Here is a 25016-nt window from a genome sequence, read left to right as displayed (position 1 = left end):
CGGCATATTCTTGCCACATTTCCACCGGGCAAAAAAGTACTTTGACATTTCTTTTAGACAATTTTTTGCAATCTACTCTCCTTAGTTGTATTTCTGACACGCATAGCGGGAAAATCGCGCGGTTAGACCGTTGGGCAAAATCCCGCCGAGCCAATTCTGAACCGAATCGCCCGGGCCGCAGCGGGGCAACCGGACTGCGAACAGAGATGCTCCCCAGGACAGCGGATTGCCATCCCGAAATACGCTCCGTACTACATGTGATATGGAGCTTACGAATTCCGATATCGCCGAGTTGACCGACCTGCGGCACCGGCTGCATCGCCATCCAGAGATTTCAGGCCAGGAAAGACAGACGGCGCAGCGGGTGCGTGCCGCCCTGGACGGATTGCGCCCCGATCAGATGGCCTGCGAGCTGGGCGGCCACGGGCTGGCGGCCTGTTTCGACGGTCGCGAGGCGGGGCCAACGGTGATGTTCCGCTGTGAACTGGATGCCTTGCCGATCGCTCAGATCAGCGATGCGCCCTATTGTTCGAAGGTGCCCGAAACAGCGCATCTTTGCGGCCATGACGGTCATATGGCGATCCTGACGGGGCTGGCGCGGCGACTGTCCCGGCAACGTCCTGCCCGCGGGCGCGTCATCCTGCTGTTTCAGCCCGCCGAGGAAACCGGTGCCGGGGCCAACGCCGTGCTGGCAGATCCGAAATTCGCCGGGCTTGCCCCCGATTACGCCTTCGCCCTGCACAACCTGCCCGGCGTCGCCCTGGGCGCGGCGGCGCTGAAACCGGGCCCGGTCTGTTGTGCCTCGCGCGGGCTTGACATACGGCTGACCGGAACCCCGGCCCATGCGTCACAGCCCGAAACCGGCCGGTCGCCCATGTCGGCGATCAGCCAGTTGATGCCCGCGCTCGACGCGCTTTCGCGCGGGCGTACCCGCGACCCCGATTTTGCCCTGGTCACAGTGACACATGCCAACATGGGTGCACCCGCCTTTGGCATCGCCCCGGGCGCGGCCACCGTTTTCGCGACCCTCCGCACCCTGACGGATGACGGGATGGCCGCGCTGTGCGACGCGGCGCTTTCCCGGGTGGGCCAAATCGCACGGGATCACGGCCTGGAGGCCGCCCATCAGTACCATGACGTGTTTCACCATTGCGACAATCACCCGGAAGCCACCGGAATGTTCCGCGCGGCGCTTGAGGAACTGGGCATCCGCCACGACGATGGCCCGCTTCCCTGGCGCCCGTCCGAGGATTTCGGACGTTTTGGCGACACCGCCAGAGCCGCCATGCTTTTCCTAGGGTCAGGTACTGATCAGCCGCCGCTGCACAATCCGCATTATGACTTTCCCGATGATCTGATCCCCATCGGGGTGCGGGTTTTCGAACGGGTCGCCCGCAATCTGTTGGGGTAGGGTGCCCTTGCGTCCGCGCAATTCCCCTTCCATATAGTGCGCAGCAGAAATCGGAGGCCTCATGAGCAACGAATTCCCCGGATGGCACGGCACCACGATCATCGGCGTCAAGAAGGGCGGCGAGGTGGTGATCGCCGGTGACGGGCAGGTCAGCCTGGGCCAGACCGTGATCAAGGGCACCGCGCGCAAGGTCCGCCGGCTGTCCCCCGGCGGTACCGATGTCGTGGCGGGTTTTGCCGGATCCACGGCGGATGCCTTCACCCTCTTGGAACGGCTGGAGGCCAAGCTTGAGGCGACCCCAGGCCAGTTGCAGCGCGCCTGCGTAGAGCTGGCCAAGGACTGGCGCACCGACAAATATCTGCAAAAGCTCGAGGCGATGCTGATCGTCTCGGACGGCAAGCAGCTTTACGTGATCACCGGCGCCGGTGACGTGCTGGAGCCTGAACATGACGTGACCGCCATCGGCTCGGGCGGGAACTATGCGCTGGCCGCCGCGCGCGGCATGATGGATGGCGACAAATCGGCCGAAGAGGTGGCCCGCGCTGCAATGGCCATCGCCGCCGATATCTGTGTCTATACCAACGGCAACCTGACGGTCGAAAAAATCTGAGTCACGGCCACCGGCGACCGAGGCGGCGATCTCAGGCTTTGGGGGCCAGCCACCAAGGTGACCGACCCCCAAAATGCGGCGTTTCGTGCCCGAAGAGGGGAAACTTGACACGATCCGCACGCAAAGCTTCCTGAAGGATCGGCGGAAGCCTAGTTCAGCTTGGCAACACCCAGCGGCACGTTGAATTTCTCGCACCAGATCCAGACTTCGTTCATCTCGTCCGTGTTGATTCCGGCGGGCACCTTGTAGGTCTGCTTGCCATTGTTGTTTTTCAGCACACCAAGAATGGTCGAGCTGTCATAGCCATCCTTGCCCAGCGCCACCTTGGGATCGGGTGCACCGTCAAAGGCGAAATCATCCAGCAGGACCACCTCGGCGGTGTCCCCGTGCTTGACGACCTCGGCGCGCCCGCTGGTGACATGATCGCTCCTGCCGCTGAATCTGCCGACACGGCCATGGCCGCCGGCGACAGCTGCTTTTGCGTTCAGCGTGGCGGCGGTGGTTGCCACCGCGGCGGAAAGAATGAATTCTCTGCGATTGAACATTGGGGTTTCCTCGATCTGACAAGATGTGGCAGCAAGCTACACCCCGTGCTGAAAACTGGAACCCGCCATCACGCGCTTCTCAGCCCGCGTGAGTTTTAGTCAGCGCTTGCCTTTTTGCCCGCCATGCTTAGGTTCCGCCCAGTATCACACCGGAGACCTTGATGACTGACCTCACCCCGCGCGAAATCGTCAGCGAACTTGACCGTTTCATCATCGGCCAGAAGGACGCCAAGCGCGCCACCGCCGTCGCCCTGCGCAACCGCTGGCGCCGCAAGCAGCTCAGCGACGATCTGCGTGACGAGGTTTATCCCAAGAACATCCTGATGATCGGTCCCACCGGCGTCGGCAAGACCGAGATATCGCGGCGGCTGGCCAAGCTTGCCCGCGCGCCTTTCATCAAGGTCGAAGCCACCAAGTTTACCGAGGTGGGCTATGTTGGCCGCGATGTCGAACAGATCATCCGCGACCTGGTCGATACCGCCATCCTGCAGACGCGTGAGCAGATGCGCGATGACGTCAAGGCCAATGCCCATCAGGCCGCCGAAGAACGGGTGATCACCGCCTTTGCCGGCGAAGACGCCCGCGAGGCCACGCGCGAGATGTTCCGCAAGAAACTCAAGGACGGCCTGCTGGACGATACCGTGATCGAGCTGGACGTGGCCGATCATTCCAACCCGATGGGCATGATCGACATCCCCGGCCAGCCCGGCAGCCAGATGGGGATGATGAACCTGGGCGACATTTTCGGCAAGGCCTTCGGTGGCCGCACCACGCGGCGCAAGATGTCCGTCGCGGAAAGCTACGAGGTGCTGATCGGCGAAGAGGCCGACAAGTTGCTGGACGACGAGACCGTCAACAAATCCGCCCTCGATGCGGTGGAACAGAACGGCATCGTCTTTCTCGACGAGATCGACAAGGTTTGCGCGCGCTCTGACGCCCGCGGCGCCGATGTCAGCCGCGAGGGCGTGCAGCGCGACCTGCTGCCGCTGATCGAGGGCACCACCGTTTCCACCAAATACGGCCCCGTCAAGACCGACCACATCCTGTTCATAGCCTCGGGCGCGTTCCACATCGCCAAGCCTTCGGACCTCTTGCCCGAACTGCAGGGCCGCCTGCCGATCCGGGTTGAACTGCGCGCGCTCACCGAAGAGGATTTCGTGCGCATCCTGACCGAGACCGACAACGCGCTGACCCGCCAGTACACCGCCCTGATGGGCACCGAGGAAGTAACCGTGGAATTCACCGAGAATGGCATCAAGGCACTGGCCAAGATCGCGGCCGAGGTCAACCAGTCGGTCGAAAACATCGGCGCGCGGCGGCTCTACACGGTGATGGAACGCGTCTTCGAGGAACTCAGCTTTACCGCGCCGGACCGGTCCGGCGAGAAAGTCAGCATCGACGCCGCCTTCGTCGAGGCCAACCTGGGCGAGCTGATGAAATCCGCCGATCTCAGCCGTTACGTTCTTTAGGCGGGGCGGTTGACCCGGCAGGACATAACATCGCCGCGGCCCGGTCGGGAAACGAACGCGACCGAAGATGTGCGGCCGTTCAAGACGCAGCTCTTGAAATGGGTCGGCAACAAGCAGCGGTTCGCGCATGAGATCATCTCGTATTTCCCGACGCGCTTCGGCACCTATCACGAGCCGTTTCTGGGTTCGGGCGCCGTGTTGGGCGTGCTTGCCCCCAACCTGGCCGAGGCCGCGGATAGTTTCGCCCCGCTGATCGGCATCTGGCAGGCGCTGCGCGCCGATCCCGAAAGCGTCAAGGCCTGGTATCGTGCGCGCTGGATTGAATCGCAGGATGGCGACAAGGTGGCCCAGTACGAGAAGATCAAGGCGCGCTACAATGCGGGTGCCAACGCGGCGGATTTCCTGTTCCTGACCCGCGCGGCCTATGGCGGCGTCGTGCGGTTTCGCCGGCGCGACGGCTATATGTCCACCCCCTGCGGCGCGCATCGCCCGATCCATTTCGACGCCTTTGCAAAGCGGGTGGATGAATGGGCCCGACGCATCCAAGGCACCCGGTTCTTTCACCGCGAATATGCCGCGTCGCTGGACCGGGCCCGCGATGGTGACGTCGTCTATTGCGATCCGCCCTACAGCCACAGCCAGGCCATCCTCTACGGCGCGCAAGGGTTCGATCTGGATGATCTCTTCCGCGCGATCGAAAAGGCCAAGTTGCGGGGTGCCTTCGTGGCGCTTAGCCTGGATGGTTCAAAGAAGTCAGGCGCAACCGATTGCAGCTATGATTTCCCGGCCAGCCTCTTTGCCCGTCAGGTTCCGGTGAATTGCGGCCGCTCGATGCTGAAACGGTTTCAGATGGAAGGTCGGACGCTTGAGGATGAGGTGGTGACCGACAGGCTGCTGCTGACACATTGATCTGCACCATCGGTGCGGATTGCAGGACGCGCTTTTTGTCTCGCAAATCAGGTGGTGATTGTGTACATCGCGGCGGAACGGAACCCTGCCGCGTGTCGGAGCAAGTTTATGAAATATCGCGGTGAGATTGATGGCCTGAGGACCTTGGCCGTCGTTCCCGTCATCCTGTTTCATGCGGGCATCGCGCCCTTTGGCGGCGGCTTTGTCGGTGTCGATGTGTTCTTCGTCATCAGCGGTTACCTGATTTCGACGATCATCATCGACGAGCTGGACGAGGGGCGGTTTTCGATCCTGCGCTTCTACGAGCGGCGTGCCCGGCGCATCCTGCCCGCGCTTTTCTTTGTCATGCTCGTCTCCGCGCCGTTTGCGTGGTTCTGGCTGATGCCGCGCGACCTGAAGGATTTTGCCGAGAGCCTGACAGCGGTCACGTTCTTCGTGTCGAATTTCCTGTTCTGGCTCGAGGCCGGGTATTTCGAGACCACCGCCGAACTGAAGCCGCTGCTGCATACCTGGAGCCTGGCGGTCGAGGAGCAATATTACATCATCTTCCCGGTGCTGATGATGATCCTCGTGCCGTTTGGCAAGCGGGCGGTCTTGATCGCGCTTCTGGTGCTTTTTTTCATCAGCCTGGCGCTGTCGCAATGGGGCATCTACAACCGCCCGTCGGCGACGTTCTTCCTGCTGCCCGCCCGCGGATGGGAGCTGTTGGTGGGCGTATTCGCCGCGATGTACCTGCGGAAAAACCCCGAATTCACCCGGACTCCTCTGGCCGAGCTGCTCTCTATTGCCGGGCTGCTTCTGATCGCGGTGCCAATTTTCCTCTACACGGATGAAACCCCGTTTCCGGGCGCCTATGCCTTGCCCGCCACCATCGGCACGGGGTTCGTCATCCTCTTTGCGCGCGGCGGGACACTGGCCAAGAAACTGCTGGCCGCGCGGCCGATGGTGGCAATCGGCCTGGTTTCCTACAGTGCCTATCTTTGGCATCAGCCGGTCTTTGCGTTCTTCAAACATCGTTTTGGCAGCGGCCTGTTCGAGCATTACGTGTTTGCGCTGATCGCGCTTTCGCTCCTGCTGGCGACCTTCAGCTACTGGGTGGTCGAACGCCCGTTCCGGCGCACCGCAACGCTCAGGACACTCAGCCTGTCGATGGCGGCCTGTTTCGTGATGGTTGCGGGCGCTGCCACGATGTTCCTGACCACGGTGCACGAGAATTACAAGGCGGTGCCGTCATATCAATGGGCGCTCGAAAACGCCTCTCCCGAGCTGATCAATTATCTCGAACGGCGGGACGTACGGCGCGACTGCGATACAGAGATTGCCGAACTCGGATTGCAATATTGCCGGTTCGGTGCCCCGGATCAGGAGCCGACCATCGTCATGTGGGGGGACAGCCTTTCGGGTGCTTTGCTGCACGGGATGCACGAGGTGGCGCTGCAGAACGGTATCGCCGGCATGGCGTTTGTCGCCGACGGCTGTCCGCCGGTTCCGGGGCTGCGCAACACTGTCCTGTCGACCTGCACCGCCGAAACCCATGAAGCCGTGATGGATCAGATCCGGCAACTGACCAAGCTTGAGACTGTCCTGATGACGGGCAATCTTTCGGTGGCGATGGACGCGGGCAACGTGCTGTTCGACGGCGCGCCAACCTCGCCGGAACTGGTCCGCGACCGGATTCGGCAGGCCGTGGAGGGATTCCACAAGATGGGCGCAAAAACCGTCCTGGTCGAGCAAGGCCCGATCTATGACGCGCCGGTGGCCGAGCATGAGATTCAGCGTATTCGAAGCGATCACGACGCTTCGCAGGTCATCGCGCGCGCGCACCAGCTGGCCAGTGTCAAACCGACGCGCGGGCTGGCGGATGTGGTCGATGAATATATCGAAACCGTGGATTTCTACTGTGACGCCGCAGACTGCCCGTCGATCGACAGTGACGGCAACATGGTGATTTTCGACCGCAATCATGTCACCAAGAACTACTCGGTGAAACTGGCCAGCCTGATCTTTGACCGGCTTGGGTTGACCAAGTGACCAAGAGCCGCGCACCGGGCTTTCTGGTCGAAAACGCGCCGTGGCTGGGTGCCGGGGTCCTGCTGACCTTTCTGTCGAGTTTCGGGCAGACGTTTTTCATCTCGATCTTCGCCGGGGAAATCCGGGCCGGGTTCGGGCTGAGCCACGGCGAATGGGGTGGCATCTATACGCTGGGTACCGGTGCGTCGGCGGTATTGATGGTCTGGGCAGGCGGGCTGACGGACAGTTTCCGCGTCCGTGCCCTGGGGACGATCATCCTGACTATGCTGATGTCGGCCTGTCTCTTCATGGCGTTCAACCGCGCGGTCTGGCTGTTGCCACTGGTCATTCTGGCGCTGCGGTTCACCGGTCAGGGAATGACCAGCCACATCGCCGTTGTGGCGATGTCGCGCTGGTTCATCGCGACGCGCGGCAAGGCGCTGTCGATCGCCACACTGGGGTTTGCCGTGGGTGAGGCGCTGCTGCCGCTGATCTTCGTGGCGCTGATGCTGATCTATGACTGGCGCGTGCTCTGGATACTTGCAGCCGGGATTGCGGCGCTTGGCATTCCGGTGCTGCTGGTGCTGTTGCGGCGCGAACGCACGCCGCAATCTTTGGCTGCCTCGGATCAGGCGGTTGGCATGGGCGGGCGTCACTGGACCCGCAACCAGACCTTTGGTCACTGGCTGTTCTGGTTCATGGTCCCGGCGCTGCTGGGCCCGGGCGCGTTCAATACCGCGTTCTTCTTTCACCAGGTCCATTTCGCCGAGATCAAGGCGGTTACGCATGTAGAGCTTGTGGCGATGTTTCCGTTCTACACGCTGACCAGCATCGGCGCGATGATGCTGTCGGGCTGGGCGCTCGACCGGTTCGGGACGGCGCGCCTGATCCCGTATTACCAATTGCCGATGGTCGCGGCATTCGTCGTGTTCGCCTATGCGTCTGGCCCATTGTCCTTGCTGTTGGGGTTCTTCTTTCTCGGCGTGACGACCGGCGCCAACACCACGCTGCCCAATGCGTTCTGGGCAGAGTTCTACGGCACGCGCCATCTGGGGTCGATCAAGGCCATGGCCGCGGCGGTGATGGTGTTGGGGTCGGCGATCGGGCCGGGGATCACCGGGCTGGGCATCGACATGGGGCTGGGGATCGAGGCGCAGTACCTGATCGTCGCCGCCTATTTCCTGTTCGCCAGCGCGATGATGCATATGGGCGTCCGCCGCGCCAGGTCTTTGCTATCGCGCCCGGCGTAGATAGACGTAATAGGCCCCGCCGCCGCCATGTTTCAGATGGGCCTCGGTCACCTGCAGGACCACCTGCGCCAGCGGCGGGACCGACAGCCAGTGCGGCACGTTGTGGCGCAGAACACCCAGGCGAACAGGGATCGGGCCACCGTCGTCGCGGTCCTTGCCCTTGCCCGTCACCACCAGCACGAGCCGCTTGCCCGCGGCATGGGATTTCAAGATGAACCGGGTCAGCGCGGGATGGGCCTGATCCAGCGTCTTGCCATGCAGGTCGATCTTGGCTTCGGGTACCAGCTTGCCGCGCTTGAGCTTGCCGAAGGCCTTTCTGTCCATCTTCACCGGCGCCTGCGCCAGCCGTTCAGGCAGGCCGGGCAGGACATCGTGGCGTGGTGTCGGCGCTTTGCCGCGCGCGCCCAGTTCGAATTTCTCGACCGGGCGCCGCACCGGCTTCTGGGTCTTTCTGTCGGGAACCGGCAGGGTTGCCGGCCTGTCGGGGTGCATTGGCTGTGCCGTGTCCGCCACCTTGCGCCACAGGTCCAGCTCGTCCGGGCGCAGCCGGCGCCGCGTCATTGGTTGATCTCTGGCAGCATCGCGAAGGCCCGCTGAATCGGCAGCAACACCACCATGCGCCCCGGATCGCTCAGCCGCCCGGCGGCACGGCCCGCCGCATCGCCGGTGCCAAAGAAGATGTCCGCGCGCTGCGGGCCCTTGATCGCCGATCCGGTATCCTGCGCGATCATCAGGCGGCGGATCGGGCCCTCGCCATCCTTTTCAATCCAGACCGGTGCACCCAACGGCACATAAGCGGGATCGACGGCGATGGTGCGCATCGGCGTGACCGACCGGTTCATCGCACCCAGAGGCCCGCGATCGGCCGAGAGATTCTTGAGCTTGCGGAAAAACACGTAGGACGGGTTGTGAAACAGCAGCTCACGGCCTTCGACCGGGTTGCGCCGCACCCAGTTCTTGATCACCTCGGCCGAGACCTGGTGCGCCTGATAGATGCCTCGCCGCACCAGCTCGACCCCGATGGACCGGTATTCATGCCCGTTGGCCCCGCCATAGCCCACGCGGATGGTTTGCCCGTTGGTCAGCTTGATCCGCCCGGAACCCTGTATCTGCAAAAAGAAAAGCTCGACCGGGTCGTCGACCCAGGCGATCTCAAGCCGGCGGCCTTCCATCACGCCGCTGGTTTCGATCTCACGGCGGGTCAGCCACGGATCCGAGACTTTCGCGGCATAGGGTTCGCGGTAGATCGGATAGCGGTAGCGCGCATCGCGTTGCAGGGAACCCTGCAATTCCGGTTCGAAATAGCCGGTAAACAGCGTCGATTTTTCGTTTTCGATCAGCACCGGACGAAAGAACAGTTCGAAAAACGGTTTCGCGGCAGGCCTTTGCTGCGCCAGCGCGCAAAGCGCGCGCCAATCCGGGTCTTTCAGATCCGGGCAGGTGTTCAGAAAGACATCCAGCGCCTGTTCATGGTCGTCATCGGCCCATGAATGCAGGTTGTCAAAGCTCAGTATCTGGTGGGTCAGTTCACCCGTTTCGGCACTGGCGGCCAGCGGCAGCCAGGCAAAGAACAGCAGCCACCATGCGCGCGTCATTCGGCGGTGGCAACGAGCCGCCAGTTGGGATCGTCGGCACCCATCACACGTTCAAACGTCCAGACATCCTTCTGGCGTTTCGTCTGACCGGGTTTGCCCTCGATAATCTCGTTGTCCTTGTTGCGTACGACCGATGACAATTCACCGACGAACTTCATGGTGATCTCAGCACGTTTCGACGAAGGGTCAAACCGGGCATCGCTCAGTGTGACCTCGCGGACACCGGTAAACTCGGCCTCGATGGTCAGCCCCTTTTCCTGACGGTCATCCACCACCTGGGCAAATGTCTCATAGACATCTTCCGACAGGAAAGGCGTTACGTCATCCAGCTTGCCACGCTCGAACGCCATCAGGATCATCTCGTAGGCGCCGCGCGCCCCTTGCAGGAATTCGGTCACGTTGAAGGACGGCTCAGCGCGTTTCATCTCGGCCAGCGCGGCGGCGGCTTCGCTGTCTTCGGCCACGTGGTCGGTGATGTCGTGATCGGGCCCGCCGTCAATGACCTCGAAATCCTGCCGGCGGCTGTTCGAGGCGGCCTGACCGCGCTGCGCCGGGGATTCGAAACCGTCGCGTGTTCCCAGAACACTTTTCAGCCGCAAAATCAGAAAGATGGCGATACCGGCCAACACCAGAAGCTGAAGGATGGGCGAATTCATATGTACCTCTTATCGTGCGGGGCATGGTAACGACGTCATCTGGCACTTATGTAGGGGGTTGATGCGGTCAAGTCCACCACGAGAGCCGTAAAACAAAGGAGTTGCCCCAATGTGGCTGTTTCTGGCCTTTCTTGCTGTCCCGCTGATCGAAATCGCGCTTTTCATTCAGGTCGGCAGCGCCATCGGGCTATGGCCGACGCTGGGCGTGGTCGTCCTGACCGCCGTTCTGGGCACCTGGCTGGTGCGGACACAGGGCATGATGGCGATAGGCAACCTGCGACGGTCCTTTTCAGAGCTGGACGACCCGACCGAACCGCTTGCGCATGGCGCGATGATCCTGCTGGCCGGTGCTTTGCTGCTGACGCCCGGATTCTTTACCGATGCGGTGGGCTTTGCGCTGTTGATGCCGCCGGTGCGCCGCGCCGCGTTCGAATACCTGCGCAAGCGTGTGCATGTGCACCGGTTCGAGATGGGATCCCGAGGACCAGCCAACAGGCACCCCCCGCGGCAACGGCCGGGTCATTCGGATATCATCGAGGGCGACTATCACGAGGTCGGGGATGAGTTTCACGAGATCGAGACGCCGAAAAAACCCACGCACCGGCCCTCGGGCTGGACAAAGCATTGAGGCCAGCACCCCATCCTGTTAAGGCTGCGGCAAATGTTTTGACCCTTTTGGAGTAGAAGATGGCTGAAAACGAAAACGGTGCTGCCACCGAGGTGCCGCAGGTGAAGATGAACGTTCTCACGCAGTTCGTACGCGATCTGTCGTTCGAGAACATCCTGGCGCAAAAAGGCACCGGCGGCGAAGTTCAGCTGGACGTGGCGGTTGGTGTCAATCTGGACGCCAAGAAGCGCAAGCCCGAACATCAGTACGAAGTCACGATGAAAACCAACGTGACCGGCAAGAACAAGGAAGATCAATCGCCGCTGTTTTTGCTCGAGATGGAATATGCCGGGGTTTTCCATGTCGAAGGCGTGCCCGAGGATCAGATGCACCCGTTTCTGCTGATCGAATGCCCGCGGATGATCTTTCCCTTCGTGCGTCGAATCGTCAGCGACGTGACACGGGATGGCGGTTTCCCGCCGCTGAACCTTGAAAGCATTGATTTCGTACAGCTTTACCGCAACGAGATCCAACGTCGTCAGGCCGCGCAACAGGCCGACGCACCCAAGTCCGACGCCTGATCTAACCGAGCTTCTTCCACAAGGCGTTGTCGCCCAGGGTCTCGATGAAGGCCTCATGGGCGGCAGCCTCTTCGGTGGTCAGGCGCGCCGCCAGGGGCTGCGGTCGGGGCATCGGGCGCCAGCTGTGATCGGTTGCGCTGTCGCCATGGCTGCTGGTCGCCGTGTTCAGGGCAAAATCCGGTTGCCGCCCGCCGATCAGCTCCAGGTAAACCTCGGCAAGGATCTCGGAATCAAGCAGCGCGCCGTGCAAAGTCCGGCCTGAATTGTCGATGTTGAAACGGCGGCAAAGCGCGTCGAGAGACGCGGGTGAGCCGGGAAATTTCTTGCGTGCGATCGCCAGGGTATCTACCGCCCTGTCAAGTGCCAGCCCCGGCAGATCCATCCAGCCCAGCTCGGCATTCAGAAACTTCATGTCGAACGCGGCGTTATGGATGACCAGCCTGGCATCTCCGACGAAATCCAGAAACGCCTGCCCGACCTCGGCGAAGACAGGTTTGTCTTTCAGCGTGACCTCACCCGGTTTCGCGGCCCGCGGGGCGTCCAGCAGGTCCGGCCCGATGCCGTGGACGCCAAATGCCTCTTCCGGCATGTTGCGTTTTGGATTGATGTACTGGTGATAGGTCTGACCGGTGGGCATATGGTTGTACAGCTCGACCGCCCCGATTTCGACAATCCGGTCACCCTGTTCCGGTTCGAATCCGGTGGTTTCCGTATCCAGTACGATTTCACGCATCTTGCAGCCTGTCCCTGATGTCCCTGATCACAGCTTGGACCTGTTTGCGCGCATGCTCAAGCGTATCGGTGACGATCACGTAATCCGAACGCGCGCGTTTCTGGCCGTCAGGCATCTGTTTGGCAAGAATCGTCTCGAATTGTGCCGCGCTCATGGTGCCGCGATCCATCACCCGCTGCCGCTGGATCTCAGGCGCAACGGTCACGCAGGCGACCGCATCCATCTGCGCATCACCGCCGGTTTCGAAAAGCAGCGGAATGTCGAACACAACGATATCCGCATTCGCGGCCGCCAGGAATTCCTGCCGGTCAGCGGCAACCAGCGGATGCACGATGGCTTCGATCCGTTTCAACGCCGCGGCATCGCCGGCGATTATTTTCTTCAGCCGGTCCCGTGACACGGCCCCGTCAACAACGGCATCCGAAAACGCGGTGCCGATTGGCGTGACCGCCGCGCCACCTTCGGCATAAAGCCTGTGTACCGCGGCGTCCGCATCCCACACCGCGCAGTTTTCCTCGGCAAATAGCCGCGCCGTGGTGGATTTGCCCATGCCGATGGAACCGGTGAGGCCCAGACGAAAGCTCATGCCAGCGCGGCGGCGCGGGTGGCGTCGTCGACCTCTGGACGGACACCGAACCACCGTTCGAAGGCGGGAACCGCCTGATGAAGCAGCATCCCCAGCCCATCCACCGTATCGCATCCCATTTCCTCGGCCGTCTGCAGAAGGTGGGTTTTCAGCGGGTTATAGACCAGGTCGGTGACAAGCGTGCCCTTGCGCAGCCCGTCAAGCGGCACCCGGAGATCGGGTTTGCCGATCATCCCAAGTGACGTGGTGTTGACGACCGTGACCGCATCTTCAAGCACATTGCCCGCCTGCACCCAATCGACCACGCGCACCCGCTTGCCGAAATCCGATTGCAGCGCCTCGGCGCGGACGCGGGTGCGGTTGGCGATCATGATCTCGGGTACGCCGACATCCAGCAGGGACGCCACAACGGCCCGCGCCGCACCGCCGGCGCCCAGCACCGCCGCCGGACCGGCCTTGGGGTTCCAGCCCGGGGCGCCTTGCCGCAGGTTCTGGACAAAGCCGTAGCCATCCGTGTTGTCGGCGTGCAATTTGCCATCGCGGCGGAAAATCAGCGTATTCGCCGCACCGATCAGTGACGCGCGGTCGGTGACCAGATCGGCAAGCTCCATGACCTTGACCTTGTGCGGCACCGTGATGTTGACGCCCACAAAGCCCATTTTCGGCAGTTGCTTCAGCACATTCGCAAGGTCGTCGGCGCCCACGTCCATTGGCACGTAGAACCCTGGCAGGTTGTGGGTTTTCAGCCAGTGCCCATGCAGTTGCGGCGATTTGGAATGTGCGATGGGATGGCCAATAACCCCGGCCAGTGGAATCTTCGTGTCACTCATTGCTCTATCACTCCCCTCAGCCCCAAATAAGACAGAAGGTCCAGGAACGGCAATCCAAGCACGGTAAAATAGTCACCGTCGATCTGCGAAAACAGCCTGACGCCTTCTTCTTCTAGCTTGTAGGCGCCCACCGAATGTCGAATGCTTTGCCAGTTGCGGTCTATATAGCCGTCCAGATAGGCGTCTGAAAGGCGCCGCATCGTCAGCCGCACCACGCCCACATGACGCCAGACCGGCTTGCCCGCCTCATAGATCACGGCCGCGGACAGAAGCTCGTGCCGCTTGCCGCGCATCTGGCAGAGCTGGTCGCGCGCGTCCTCCGGGGTGGCGGGCTTTGACAACAAAGCCCTGTCAAGGCTCAGTACCTGGTCACAGCCGATCACCATCGCATCGGGATACTTGTCACTTATCTTGCGCGCCTTCATTTCGGCCAAGGCATCGGCGATATCGCGTGCCGGAGCGGCCTCGGCGACAAGCGCCTCACGGATCATGGTTTCATCGACGCGCGCGGGGTGCACGCTGAACGTCAACCCGGCATTACGCAAAAGCTGCTGCCGGATTTCGGAGCCGGAGGCAAGGATCAGTTCCTGGGACATGTGTAAAACCCGCTGAATATCTCAGCGAATGTTTAGAAACACTTTGCCGACAATTCCATGCCCCCGGCGGATTTTGTGAATTTCGACTGACTTCACCGTGTTTCGCGGTATTCATCCCGGTGTGGACCGGGAAAACGCCGGATCGAGGATAAGTGGTAAAGTTTGGATTTTATCCCGGTTTTATCAACAGGTATGTGCCGCAGTGTTTTTACCTAAGCATTTAATATCTATGAAAGAAATAGGAACTTTTTCTATTCTTTCAGCTATCACAAATAATCTTCCACATCGCGGTCGATCTGTTCATAAACTCTGTATAGCACCATAATCCACAGAATGGGCATGACCCTACAAAAACATCATCCTTTCTTCTTTTCATATTTATTATTAAGGGAAGGCTGCTCTGTACTGGGGAAAAACGATGGGCGATTTTCTGGCCGGCCTTTATCCGTGGACCAAAGCGTTTCACATCATGTCAGTCATGGCATGGATGGCCGGTTTGTTCTATTTGCCCCGGCTCTTCGTTCATCACGTCGAACAGACAGAGAAAAGCGATGACATCGGCCCTGTCTTTGAGATGATGGAGGTCAAGCTGCTGCGTCTCATCATGAACCCGGCGATGATCGCAACCTGGGTATTCGGGTTTATGCTGGTCCTGACGCCGGGGATCGTGGATTGGTCCGCCATCTGGCCATATACCAAGATGATCGCGGTGCTGGCGATGACCTGGTTTCATCATTGGCTGGGGTATCGCCGAAAGGATTTCGTGAACGGCACGAACCGGTTCACCGGCCGGCAGTACCGGATGATGAACGAGGTGCCCACCGTGTTGATGGTGATTATCGTTCTGTCGGTTGTCATACGTTTCTAGGGTTTGTTGACTCGGGTTCGTCGCCCCCTTATGTACGACACCCAAGCGCCCGTCCGGGTGGCCCGTTTTCCAGCATCACAATGAATGTACGCCCGCGGGGCGGCTTCAAAGGTATATCCCTCATGTCCCAAGAACACCTCAACCTGTCCGACCTCAAGGCAAAATCCGCCAAAGACCTGTTGGCGATGGCAGAAGATCTTGAGATCGAAAATGCCTCGACCATGCGCAAGGGCGAGATGATGTTCCAGATCCTGCGTGAACGCGCGGATGAGGGTTGGGAAATTTCCGGTGACGGCGTGCTCGAGGTCTTGCAGGACGGTTTTGGCTTTCTGCGGTCACCTGAGGCGAATTACCTGCCCGGTCCCGATGATATCTACGTCTCGCCCGAGATGATCCGCAAGTTTTCGTTGCGCACGGGTGATACGATCGAAGGGTTCATCAAGGCGCCCGAGGAAAACGAGCGGTATTTTGCCCTGACCTCTGTCAGCCAGATCAATTTTGAGGATCCGGAAAAGGCCAAGCACAAGATCGCATTTGATAACCTCACGCCGCTTTACCCGGATGAACGCCTGAAGATGGAGATCGAGGATCCCACGATCAAGGATAAATCTGCACGCGTGATCGACCTGGTGGCGCCGATCGGCAAGGGCCAGCGTTCGCTGATCGTGGCCCCGCCGCGGACGGGTAAAACCGTTATTCTGCAGAATATCGCGGCCAGCATCGAGAAGAACCATCCGGAATGCTATCTGATCGTCTTGCTGATCGACGAGCGGCCCGAAGAAGTGACCGACATGCAGCGCAGCGTGAAGGGAGAGGTCATCAGCTCGACCTTCGATGAACCGGCCACGCGGCACGTCGCGGTCAGCGAGATGGTGATTGAAAAAGCCAAGCGCCTGGTCGAACATAAACGAGATGTTGTGATCCTGTTGGATTCAATCACAAGACTTGGTAGGGCTTTCAACACCGTTGTGCCGTCTTCTGGTAAGGTTCTGACCGGCGGTGTAGATGCCAACGCGCTGCAGAGGCCCAAGCGTTTCTTCGGTGCGGCGCGGAATATCGAAGAAGGCGGTTCGCTCACCATCGTCTCGACTGCGCTGATCGACACCGGCAGCCGGATGGACGAGGTGATCTTTGAGGAATTCAAGGGCACCGGTAACAGCGAACTGGTCCTGGATCGCAAGATCGCCGACAAGCGCGTGTTCCCGGCCATCGACATTCTGAAATCCGGTACGCGGAAAGAGGACCTGCTGATCGACAAGGTGGATCTGCAGAAAACCTTTGTTCTGCGTCGGATCCTCAACCCGATGGGCACCACGGACGCGATCGAATTCCTGCTGTCGAAGCTCAAGCAGACCAAGACCAATTCGGAATTCTTCGATTCGATGAATACCTGACGGGGTATCGCAGAGACCGCTATGGACACCGTCTATGCTCTTTCAACAGCGTCGGGAAAAGCCGGCGTTGCGGTGATCCGCATTTCCGGGCCAGAGGCGCTGAACGCTGTACGGGCGTTCTGCGGAGAGGTACCGCCATTCAGAACCGCGTCGTTGCGCGTGCTGCGGGATCGGGCTGGCACGCGCCTGGATGAGGCGCTGGTGCTGACGTTTCCCAAAGACGGCAGTTTCACCGGCGAGGAGGTGGCCGAGCTGCAGACGCACGGATCGGTGGCCGTGATCTCGTCTCTCTTGACGGCTTTGTCCGGCATGGATGGTCTGCGCCCGGCGGAGCCGGGTGAGTTCACGCGGCGCGCGCTGCAAAATGGTCGGTTGGACCTGGCGCAGGTCGAGGGGCTGGCCGATCTGATCGAGGCGGAGACCGAAGCGCAGCGCCGGCAGGCATTGCGGGTTCTGTCGGGCGATCTTGGGAAACGGGCAGAGGGCTGGCGACAAAAGCTGATTCGTGCGGCGGCACTTCTGGAGGCGACGATCGATTTCGCCGATGAGGAAGTGCCCGTCGATGTATCTCCCGAGGTGTCGGAGTTGGTGACGGATGTCATGTCTGCGCTCAGTTCCGAGATTGATGGGGTGCGCAGCGCCGAACGTATCCGCACCGGGTTCGAAGTGGCCATCATCGGTGCTCCAAATGTTGGAAAATCCACACTTCTCAACAGCTTAGCGGGTCGAGACGCGGCCATTACATCTGAGTTTGCGGGCACTACGCGGGATGTTATCGAGGTTCGGATGGATCTTGGCGGTCTGCCGGTGACATTACTCGATACCGCCGGTCTGCGTGAAACGGATGACGTGGTTGAAACCATTGGTATTGACCGGGCCCGCCAACGCGCGTCACAGGCTGATCTGCGGGTGTTTCTGGTGGAAAACGGCACGGCGCCGGATTTCGAGGTCGCAGCGGATGACATCATTCTGAACGCCAAGGCCGATCTTCTGGATGATACGGCAGATGGCATTTCGGGGAAGACGGGGCTGGGCGTATCGCGGCTGGTGGATCGTATTACCGATGTGCTGAAATTGCGCGTCGCTGGTGTGGGCGTGGCCACGCGATTGCGCCACCAGCAGGCCATGGAGCGCGGTCACGCATCGCTTGGCGTGGTCTTGCAATTGATGCGGCAAGGCGAGGATGCTTCGGACATTGCCGCCGAAGAGCTACGGAGCGCTATCCGCGCGCTTGATTCTCTGGTAGGACGCGTTGATATCGAAAACGTGCTGGATGAAATCTTTGCAAGCTTCTGCCTTGGAAAGTGAGGAGTGTTTCACGTGAAACATTTTGACGTAGTGGTTATAGGCGGCGGCCATGCCGGTGCAGAGGCTGCGCATGCGTCTGCGCGCATGGGTGCTGACACGGCGCTGGTCACGCTTGACCGCGCCGGGATCGGGGTCATGTCATGCAACCCTGCAATTGGCGGTTTGGGCAAGGGCCATCTGGTGCGCGAGATCGACGCGCTGGATGGTGTCATGGGCCGCGTGGCGGATGCGGCGGGGATTCAGTTTCGCCTGTTGAATCGGCGCAAGGGCCCGGCCGTCCAGGGCCCGCGCGCGCAAACGGATCGCAAGATCTATCGCGAAACCATGTTGGCCGAGATCGACGCGCAGGAAAACCTGAGCATTGTCGAGGGCGAGGCCTGCGATTTTATCATGTCCGGGGATCGGGTCAGCGGGGTGGTCCTTGATGATGGTAGCGAGGTCAGGGCAGGTGCGGTGGTCCTGACCACGGGAACCTTTCTACGCGGCATTATCCATATCGGCGATGTGTCCCGCCCGGGCGGGCGCATGGGCGACAAGCCATCGGTCAAGCTGGCTGAACGTATTGAATCCTTTGACCTTTCCCTTGGCAGGTTGAAAACCGGAACGCCGCCGCGTCTTGATGGAAAAACCATCGCCTGGGACAAGCTGGAATCGCAACCGGGCGACGATGACCCGGTCCTTTTTTCTTTTCTGTCGGATCGCCCCACTGCGCAGCAGGTAGCGTGCGGGATCACCCATACCAACGAAAAGACCCACGATATCATTCGCGATAACCTAGAGCGATCCGCCATGTATGGCGGTCATATAGATGGTGTTGGCCCGCGCTATTGCCCCTCGATCGAGGACAAGATCGTCCGATTTTCCGACAAGTCGTCTCATCAGGTTTTCCTTGAACCCGAAAGCTTGTCCGATAGCGTGATCTATCCCAACGGGATCTCGACCTCGCTGCCTCAGGAAGTGCAGCAGGACTATGTGCATTCCATCAGCGGTCTGGAAAAGGCCCGAATTCTGCAACCGGGTTATGCGATTGAATATGACTATGTCGATCCCCGTGCGCTGGATGATACCCTAGCGGTAAAGTCGGTCCCTGGACTATATCTGGCGGGTCAGATCAACGGCACCACAGGATATGAGGAGGCGGCAGCACAAGGTATGGTCGCCGGGCTGAACGCGGCGCTGGTGGTTCAGGGCAGGGGGCCGGTGCGTTTCAGTCGTGCCGACAGCTATATCGGTGTCATGATCGACGATTTGGTCACCCGTGGCGTTAGCGAACCCTACCGCATGTTTACATCGCGCGCCGAGTTCCGGTTGTCCCTGCGCGCCGATAATGCGGACCAGCGGTTGACGCCGAAAGCAATCGAACTGGGCTGCGTGAGCGCCAAACGCCGAAAAATCTTTGACTCCAAGATGGAGCGGCTGCAGGACGGCCGCCGCCGCCTTGAAGGCGAAAGCTATACCCCGAAGGAGCTGATCGCCATTGGCCAGAAGGTCAATCAGGATGGGACGCGCCGCACCGGGTTTCAGCTGTTGGCATTTCCGGACATCACGTTCTGTGCTTTGCTTGAATTGGATCCAAGCCTGGCGGAGATCGATGAGGACACCCGTGCGCAGCTGGAGAGGGATGCGCTTTACGCCAACTATATCGAACGGCAGAATCGTGATGTCGAGATGATGAAACGGGATGAAGCGCAGGAGATACCTGCGGAGTTTGATTACACCGCCATCCCCGGCCTGTCGAACGAGCTGAAATCCAAGCTTTCAATGGCGCGCCCCGGTAACCTTGCCCAGGCCGGCCGGGTGGATGGTATGACCCCGGCGGCGCTGACGCTCATCATGGCGCGGCTGCGTCAGGAACGGCGCGGCAAGACTGCATGACCACGGAATGCCTGCCGAATGTTTCACGTGAAACAAATGATCGGTTGGCCCGGTACGCGGATCTGCTGCGCAAATGGAACCCGTCGATAAATCTGGTTTCAAAATCCAGCATCCCAACACTCTGGACGCGGCATATCGTTGATTCTGCACAGGTTTTCGACCTTGTTGACAGGCGTTTCATCCATTGGGCCGATCTGGGGGCGGGCGGCGGGTTTCCCGGGCTGGTGATCGCGATTCTGGCGATGGAGCGCGATACGCCCTACAGGGTAACGCTTGTGGAAAGTGACGCGCGCAAATGCACGTTTCTGCGGACGGTCATCCGCGAAACCGGCGTGCGGGCCGACGTACTGAACGATCGGATTGAAAATATCCCGCCTCTGGGGGCGGATGTACTCTCGGCGCGCGCGCTTGCGGATCTTCCGACGCTTCTGGCATTCGCGGAACGTCATATGACGCCCGAAGGTGTCGCGGTTTTCCCGAAAGGCGCGCGCTGGCAGAAAGAAGTCGAGGCTGCGCAATCCAAGTGGCGCTTCGATTTCCGGTTTGCTAAGAGTGAAACCGAAGCAGGCCCCGTCATATTGCGTATCACAGGAGTATCGCGTGTCTGATCCCACCCGTCCCCGCGGACCCAAGATCATCGCCGTTGCCAACCAGAAAGGCGGGGTGGGCAAAACCACCACCACGATCAACCTTTCCGCCGCCCTTGCGGAACTGGGAAACCGGGTGCTGATCGTCGATCTTGATCCGCAAGGGAACGCGTCAACTGGCCTAGGTATAGAGGCGGATGATCGGGAATATACTACATATGACCTTCTTCTGGATGATGTCGAACTCAGCGATGTTATTCGGACGACGGAGAACGACAACCTTCTGATCATCCCTTCGACGGTCGATCTCAGTTCGGCTGATATCGAGCTTTTCTCCAACGAAAAACGCAGTTTCCTGCTGTATGACGCGCTGCGCCAGACGGCGATGGATTCCTATGCGCTGGACTACATCCTGATTGACTGTCCGCCATCGCTGAACCTGTTGACGGTCAACGCCATGGTGGCGGCCCATTCAGTGCTGATACCGTTACAATCCGAGTTTTTTGCGCTTGAAGGCGTATCACAACTGATGCTGACCATCCGCGAGGTCCGGCAGACCGCCAATCCCAAGCTCAGGATCGAAGGCGTGGTGCTGACAATGTTCGATGCGCGAAACAACCTTTCGGGCGCGGTGGAAAAAGATGCACGGGACAATCTGGGCGGCCTGGTCTTTCAGACGCGCATTCCCCGGAACGTCCGCGTCAGCGAGGCGCCATCTTACGCCATGCCCGTTCTGGACTATGATACGACCTCGAAAGGTGCGCTGGCCTATCGCAAGCTGGCGCGGGAGTTGATGAAGAACCAATCGCGCGCCGCAGCATGAGCGCGGGAAGGAGCAGGGAATGACGAAGAAACCAATGAAACAACGCGGATTGGGCCGGGGCCTTTCGGCCTTGATGGCGGATGTGACCGAGGATTCGACCCCCCGCTCGGCGGACGCGCCCACGCGACCTGACCTTTTGGTTCCGATTGAAATGGTCTCGGCCAATCCCGATCAGCCACGGCGAAGTTTCGACAAGGAGCAGCTGGCCGACCTGAGCGCGTCGATTGCCGAAAAAGGCATCATCCAGCCCCTGATTGTTCGCCCGATGCCTGGACGTGCCGGAGACTATGAGATCGTGGCCGGTGAACGCCGCTGGCGCGCTGCGCAGATGGCGAAACTGCACGAGGTGCCTGTCCTCGTACGTGACTTCACCGATATCGAGGTGCTCGAAGTTGCCATCATCGAAAACATCCAGCGGGCAGATCTGAACCCGGTGGAAGAGGCTGCTGGCTACAACCAGTTGATGGAAAAATTTGGACACACACAAGATAAGCTATCGCAAGTGCTGGGTAAAAGCCGCAGCTATATTGCGAACTCAGTCAGGCTGCTGCAATTGCCGGCCGAAGTTCAGACTTATCTGCGGGATGGCAAGCTTTCTGCCGGGCATGCCCGCGCCCTGATCACCGCCGACGATCCTGCCGCCCTTGCCCGCGAGGTCATCAAGAAAAACCTGTCGGTGCGCGAGGCGGAGAAACTGGTGAAGGTAAGTGCCGAGAACATCTTTGCCGATGGCCGGAGAACAGCGAAAACCAATCTTACCCCCGCCAAGGATGCCGACACCAAGGCGCTTGAAGGCGATCTTTCTGCGACGCTGGGCATGAAAGTATCGGTCAACCACAAGCCCGGACAGGAAAACGGGCAGATCAGCATCAGCTACAATTCGCTTGACCAGCTGGACGATCTTTGCCGGCTGCTGAGTGCTAGCCGTTAGGCCGCGTCCAGATAAAGACCGCGACACAGCCCAGTACCACCGCCTGGATTCCAAGGATCAGCGGGCGCAGCCCCAGTATCAACGAAATCGAAAAAACGGCCAGAATCGAGACTGTCGAGATCCGCTTCACTTTTGCGCTGATGGCGCCGCGCCGGTTCCAATCTTCGATGACGGGGCCGAACCGGTGATGTGACAAAAGCCAGATGTGCAGCCGCTCGGAAGAGCGGGCGAAACAGAAAGCCGCCAGCAATATGAATGGGACGGTCGGTAGCAGTGGCACGGCGATGCCGATGATACCAAGCCCCAGGCTCAATAAGCCAAGTGTCGCCCAGAAAGCCCGCATTAGTTTCCTGACAAAAACTCTTTGATTACGGTATTCAACACCATCCTGCCTCGATCTGTCACGCGAATCCGCGAGTCAGTCGCAACGATCATGCCGATATCCTGCAGGGAGTGGATCGTGCTGTCTGACAAAGGGCGTCCCGCCAAAGCGTCATATCGGCGCGGATCGATCCCGTCCCAGATCCGCAACCCCATCATCACATATTCATCGGCCTGCTCGATGCCGGACAGGGGATCGCTGCGTTTCTCCGTCACGCCGCGCGCCGCTTCGGCCAACCATTTCGCGGGCGACGCATAGGCCTCGGTCGCATAGCGGATGCCGCCATGGGTAATGCGGCCGTGGGCGCCCGGTCCGATCCCGATGTAATCGCCGTAACGCCAATAGATAAGATTGTGCCGCGATTCAGAACCCGGCCGTGCATGGTTTGACACCTCGTAGGCGGGCATCCCAGCCGCACCGCAGAGTTCCTGCGTTGCCTCGTACATGTCGGCTGCCAGATCTTCGACCGGAAGACCCCGCAATTTGCCCGCGGCATACCTGTCGCCAAAGGCGGTGCCTTCTTCGATCGTCAACTGGTAGAGCGACAGGTGGTCTACGGCCATATCCAGGGCTTCCCGTAGCTCTGCCCGCCAGTCATCCAGCGATTGATCCTGCCGGGCATAGATCAGATCAAAACTGACACGGTCAAAACAATTCTTCGCTATATCAAAGGCTTGCCTCGCCTCGGCCACGGTGTGGATCCGCCCCAAACGGCGCAGGTCGGCGTCATTCAGCGCCTGAACACCCATTGACACGCGCGACACACCCGCATCTGCAAATCCACGGAAACGGCCAGCCTCCACCGAACCGGGATTGGCCTCCAGCGTTATCTCCAGATCGTTCGCCACGGGCCATCGGTCGCGGATCCGCTCAATTATGGCGGCCACAACATCCGGGTTCATCAGGCTGGGTGTGCCGCCGCCAAAGAAAACCGAATGCAGCACTCTGCCCGGCAGCAAATCGGCATAGCGGTCGATTTCACGCAAATAAGCTTCGGCCCAGGCAGACTGGTCGATCTCACGCGCGACATGGCTGTTGAAATCACAATAGGGACATTTGGCCTCGCAAAACGGCCAATGCAGATAAAGGCCAAAGCCCCCCTGTTGCCAATCCTCAGCCAAAGCAGCCGGCGACCAGCCTGGCAAAGGCATCCGCACGGTGGCTGATGCGGTTCTTTTCCCAGCGGTCCATCTGCCCAAAGGTGATGTCATACCCGTCCGGCATGAAAACCGGGTCGTACCCGTGGCCCTCGCTTCCCCGCATGGGCCAGGTGATCTGACCCGCGACATGGCCGGGAAAGACCTCGTCATGCCCGTCGGGCCAGGCCAGGACCAATGTGCAGCAAAAACGTGCCGTCCAGGGTCTCGACGCACCGGAATCCAGCAACTCTTCATGGGCCCGCGTCATCGCCATGACAAAGTCCCGACCAGTCTCTGTTTCGGCCCAATCCGCGGTAAACACGCCCGGCGCACCGCCAAGCGCGTCGATCTCGATACCGGAATCATCCGCCAGTGCCGGAAGGCCCGTGGCTTGGGCCGCGGCATGGGCCTTGATCCGGGCGTTGCCGACAAAAGTGGTTTCGGTCTCTGCCGGTTCGGACAGGCCCTTCTCGGCCGCGCCGATGACATCGACGCGATATGGCTTCAGCAACGCGGCGATCTCTTCCAGCTTGCCCGCGTTATGCGTGGCCACCAGCAGCGTATCGCCGTCGAATTTACGCACCGACCGCTGCCTGCTGCGCGGCCACCAGCTCTGCCACGCCTTTTTCGGCCAGATCCATCAGATGGTTCATCTGATCGCGAGAAAAGGTCGCACCCTCGGCGCTCATCTGCACCTCGATCAGCTGTTTCGATCCGGTCATGATGAAATTGCCGTCGACACCGGCCTCGCTGTCCTCGGGATAGTCAAGATCCAGTACCGGCTGTCCGGCGTATATCCCGCAGGACACGGCGGCCACCGGATCGACCATGGGATCGCTGACGACATCACCCGCCTTCATCAGCTTTGCAACGGCCAGGCGCAAAGCAACCCAACCACCGGTGATCGAGGCACAGCGCGTGCCGCCATCGGCCTGGATCACGTCACAATCGACGGTGATCTGCCGCTCTCCCAACGCGACGCGATCAATGCCGGCGCGCAGGGAACGCCCGATCAGGCGTTGGATCTCCACGGTCCGCCCACCCTGTTTGCCGGCCGTCGCCTCGCGCCGCATCCGGCTGGTGGTGGACCGGGGCAACATCCCGTATTCCGCTGTGACCCAGCCAAGGCCGGACCCCTTGATGAAGGGCGGCACCCGATCTTCGATCGTGGCGGTGCACAGCACATGCGTGTCTCCCACGTGGATCATGCAGGATCCTTCGGCGTGTTTCGTGACTCCGGTTTCGATTGAAACCGCCCGCATCTCGCTTAAATCTCTACCCGAAGGCCGCATCGTGTCATCCTCGTTTCTTTCAGGCTTGG

At 60.4% G+C, this 25016-nt stretch carries 27 protein-coding genes; 15 read left to right on the top strand and 12 right to left on the bottom strand.

Going from position 1 to position 25016, the window contains the following annotated elements; genetic code table 11:
* The first annotated feature begins 262 nt into the window (after positions 1-262).
* Entirely contained in the window at positions 263-1411 is a 1149-nt protein-coding gene (locus AAFO92_RS08665; protein ID WP_347534318.1) for an amidohydrolase, read from the top strand.
* A gap of 61 nt (positions 1412-1472) precedes the next feature.
* Entirely contained in the window at positions 1473-2021 is a 549-nt protein-coding gene (gene hslV, locus AAFO92_RS08660; protein WP_347534317.1) for an ATP-dependent protease subunit HslV, read from the top strand.
* A 149-nt stretch (positions 2022-2170) separates the two neighbouring features.
* On the opposite strand, the gene AAFO92_RS08655 is transcribed toward hslV, so the two are convergent.
* Complete coding sequence (locus tag AAFO92_RS08655; protein ID WP_347534316.1) at positions 2171-2566, bottom strand: DM13 domain-containing protein; 396 nt, start codon at positions 2564-2566, stop codon at positions 2171-2173.
* Positions 2567-2727: 161 nt separating this feature from the next.
* Here AAFO92_RS08655 and hslU point away from each other — a divergent pair, with 161 nt between their 5' ends.
* The 4 genes from hslU to AAFO92_RS08635 all read left to right on the top strand — a co-directional run bounded on the left by hslU (position 2728) and on the right by AAFO92_RS08635 (position 8204).
* Positions 2728-4035, top strand: coding sequence for an ATP-dependent protease ATPase subunit HslU (gene hslU / locus AAFO92_RS08650; RefSeq protein ID WP_347534315.1), 1308 nt, complete (start codon positions 2728-2730; stop codon positions 4033-4035).
* A gap of 9 nt (positions 4036-4044) precedes the next feature.
* A complete protein-coding gene (locus AAFO92_RS08645) occupies positions 4045-4944 on the top strand; it encodes a DNA adenine methylase (RefSeq protein WP_347534314.1) in 900 nt (299 codons plus the stop codon).
* A 108-nt stretch (positions 4945-5052) separates the two neighbouring features.
* Complete coding sequence (locus AAFO92_RS08640) at positions 5053-6975, top strand: acyltransferase family protein (RefSeq protein ID WP_347534313.1); 1923 nt, start codon at positions 5053-5055, stop codon at positions 6973-6975.
* Positions 6972-8204: an MFS transporter gene (locus AAFO92_RS08635; RefSeq protein ID WP_347534312.1), complete on the top strand. Its 1233-nt coding sequence runs from the start codon at positions 6972-6974 to the stop codon at positions 8202-8204. Before AAFO92_RS08640 ends, AAFO92_RS08635 begins: the two co-directional genes overlap by 4 nt.
* Here the strand turns inward: AAFO92_RS08635 and AAFO92_RS08630 are convergent.
* From AAFO92_RS08630 to AAFO92_RS08620, 3 genes are read right to left on the bottom strand one after another with little or no spacing between them, the layout of a single operon-like run.
* Positions 8187-8765, bottom strand: a complete 579-nt coding sequence (locus AAFO92_RS08630; protein WP_347534311.1) for a Smr/MutS family protein — start codon at positions 8763-8765, stop codon at positions 8187-8189. The two genes, AAFO92_RS08635 and AAFO92_RS08630, sit on opposite strands and share 18 nt — an antisense overlap.
* Positions 8762-9799: an MltA domain-containing protein gene (locus tag AAFO92_RS08625; RefSeq protein WP_347534310.1), complete on the bottom strand. Its 1038-nt coding sequence runs from the start codon at positions 9797-9799 to the stop codon at positions 8762-8764. The genes AAFO92_RS08630 and AAFO92_RS08625 overlap by 4 nt, the downstream gene beginning before the upstream one ends.
* Positions 9796-10455, bottom strand: coding sequence for a Tim44/TimA family putative adaptor protein (locus tag AAFO92_RS08620; protein WP_347534309.1), 660 nt, complete (start codon positions 10453-10455; stop codon positions 9796-9798). Before AAFO92_RS08620 ends, AAFO92_RS08625 begins: the two co-directional genes overlap by 4 nt.
* A 109-nt stretch (positions 10456-10564) precedes the next feature.
* On the opposite strand from AAFO92_RS08620, the gene AAFO92_RS08615 reads away from it, so the two are divergent.
* Both AAFO92_RS08615 and secB read left to right on the top strand, forming a co-directional pair.
* Positions 10565-11083, top strand: a complete 519-nt coding sequence (locus AAFO92_RS08615; protein ID WP_347534308.1) for an FxsA family protein — start codon at positions 10565-10567, stop codon at positions 11081-11083.
* Between the two features lie 59 nt (positions 11084-11142).
* Positions 11143-11643: a protein-export chaperone SecB gene (secB, locus tag AAFO92_RS08610; RefSeq protein ID WP_347534307.1), complete on the top strand. Its 501-nt coding sequence runs from the start codon at positions 11143-11145 to the stop codon at positions 11641-11643.
* A gap of 1 nt (position 11644) precedes the next feature.
* Here secB and dnaQ read toward each other — a convergent pair whose 3' ends face one another.
* Genes dnaQ through AAFO92_RS08590 form a run of 4 tightly spaced genes read right to left on the bottom strand, consistent with a single transcriptional unit; the run spans position 11645 to position 14388 of the window.
* Entirely contained in the window at positions 11645-12376 is a 732-nt protein-coding gene (gene dnaQ / locus AAFO92_RS08605) for a DNA polymerase III subunit epsilon (RefSeq protein WP_347534306.1), read from the bottom strand.
* Entirely contained in the window at positions 12369-12962 is a 594-nt protein-coding gene (gene coaE / locus AAFO92_RS08600) for a dephospho-CoA kinase (RefSeq protein WP_347534305.1), read from the bottom strand. Before coaE ends, dnaQ begins: the two co-directional genes overlap by 8 nt.
* Positions 12959-13792: a shikimate dehydrogenase gene (locus AAFO92_RS08595; RefSeq protein WP_347534304.1), complete on the bottom strand. Its 834-nt coding sequence runs from the start codon at positions 13790-13792 to the stop codon at positions 12959-12961. The genes coaE and AAFO92_RS08595 overlap by 4 nt, the downstream gene beginning before the upstream one ends.
* Positions 13789-14388: a Maf family nucleotide pyrophosphatase gene (locus AAFO92_RS08590; protein WP_347534303.1), complete on the bottom strand. Its 600-nt coding sequence runs from the start codon at positions 14386-14388 to the stop codon at positions 13789-13791. The genes AAFO92_RS08595 and AAFO92_RS08590 overlap by 4 nt, the downstream gene beginning before the upstream one ends.
* Positions 14389-14806: 418 nt before the next feature.
* Between AAFO92_RS08590 and hemJ the strand changes: the two genes are divergently transcribed.
* The 7 genes from hemJ (at position 14807) to AAFO92_RS08555 (ending at position 22174) form a co-directional block, all read left to right on the top strand.
* On the top strand, positions 14807-15256 hold the full coding sequence (gene hemJ, locus AAFO92_RS08585) for a protoporphyrinogen oxidase HemJ (protein WP_347534302.1): 450 nt from the start codon (positions 14807-14809) through the stop codon (positions 15254-15256).
* A gap of 122 nt (positions 15257-15378) precedes the next feature.
* Positions 15379-16650: a transcription termination factor Rho gene (rho, locus tag AAFO92_RS08580; protein ID WP_347534301.1), complete on the top strand. Its 1272-nt coding sequence runs from the start codon at positions 15379-15381 to the stop codon at positions 16648-16650.
* Positions 16651-16671: 21 nt separating this feature from the next.
* Entirely contained in the window at positions 16672-17958 is a 1287-nt protein-coding gene (gene mnmE / locus AAFO92_RS08575; RefSeq protein WP_347534300.1) for a tRNA uridine-5-carboxymethylaminomethyl(34) synthesis GTPase MnmE, read from the top strand.
* A 12-nt stretch (positions 17959-17970) separates the two neighbouring features.
* Positions 17971-19833 (top strand): tRNA uridine-5-carboxymethylaminomethyl(34) synthesis enzyme MnmG, encoded by a 1863-nt coding sequence (gene mnmG, locus AAFO92_RS08570; RefSeq protein WP_347534299.1) that lies wholly within the window; start codon positions 17971-17973, stop codon positions 19831-19833.
* Positions 19830-20441, top strand: coding sequence for a 16S rRNA (guanine(527)-N(7))-methyltransferase RsmG (gene rsmG, locus AAFO92_RS08565; protein WP_347534298.1), 612 nt, complete (start codon positions 19830-19832; stop codon positions 20439-20441). Before mnmG ends, rsmG begins: the two co-directional genes overlap by 4 nt.
* Entirely contained in the window at positions 20434-21243 is an 810-nt protein-coding gene (locus tag AAFO92_RS08560) for an AAA family ATPase (protein ID WP_347534297.1), read from the top strand. The genes rsmG and AAFO92_RS08560 overlap by 8 nt, the downstream gene beginning before the upstream one ends.
* Before the next feature lie 19 nt (positions 21244-21262).
* Positions 21263-22174 (top strand): ParB/RepB/Spo0J family partition protein, encoded by a 912-nt coding sequence (locus AAFO92_RS08555; protein WP_347534296.1) that lies wholly within the window; start codon positions 21263-21265, stop codon positions 22172-22174.
* Here AAFO92_RS08555 and AAFO92_RS08550 read toward each other — a convergent pair.
* Genes AAFO92_RS08550 through rph form a run of 4 tightly spaced genes read right to left on the bottom strand, consistent with a single transcriptional unit; the run spans position 22164 to position 24987 of the window.
* A complete protein-coding gene (locus AAFO92_RS08550; protein ID WP_347534295.1) occupies positions 22164-22517 on the bottom strand; it encodes a YbaN family protein in 354 nt (117 codons plus the stop codon). The two genes, AAFO92_RS08555 and AAFO92_RS08550, sit on opposite strands and share 11 nt — an antisense overlap.
* Positions 22517-23677 carry a radical SAM family heme chaperone HemW gene (hemW, locus tag AAFO92_RS08545; RefSeq protein WP_347534294.1) on the bottom strand — a complete coding sequence of 387 codons (1161 nt, stop codon included), beginning with the start codon at positions 23675-23677 and terminating at the stop codon, positions 22517-22519. The genes AAFO92_RS08550 and hemW overlap by 1 nt, the downstream gene beginning before the upstream one ends.
* Complete coding sequence (gene rdgB / locus AAFO92_RS08540; protein ID WP_347534293.1) at positions 23670-24278, bottom strand: RdgB/HAM1 family non-canonical purine NTP pyrophosphatase; 609 nt, start codon at positions 24276-24278, stop codon at positions 23670-23672. Before rdgB ends, hemW begins: the two co-directional genes overlap by 8 nt.
* On the bottom strand, positions 24271-24987 hold the full coding sequence (gene rph / locus AAFO92_RS08535) for a ribonuclease PH (protein WP_347534292.1): 717 nt from the start codon (positions 24985-24987) through the stop codon (positions 24271-24273). The genes rdgB and rph overlap by 8 nt, the downstream gene beginning before the upstream one ends.
* Positions 24988-25016 lie beyond the last annotated feature (29 nt).

The sequence above is a fragment of the Roseovarius sp. CAU 1744 genome (genome assembly GCF_039839345.1).
In the GTDB taxonomy this organism is placed as follows: Bacteria; Pseudomonadota; Alphaproteobacteria; order Rhodobacterales; family Rhodobacteraceae; genus Roseovarius.
The sequence above is the reverse complement of the archived record's forward strand: the minus strand, read 5'-3'. Positions and strand labels throughout refer to the sequence as shown.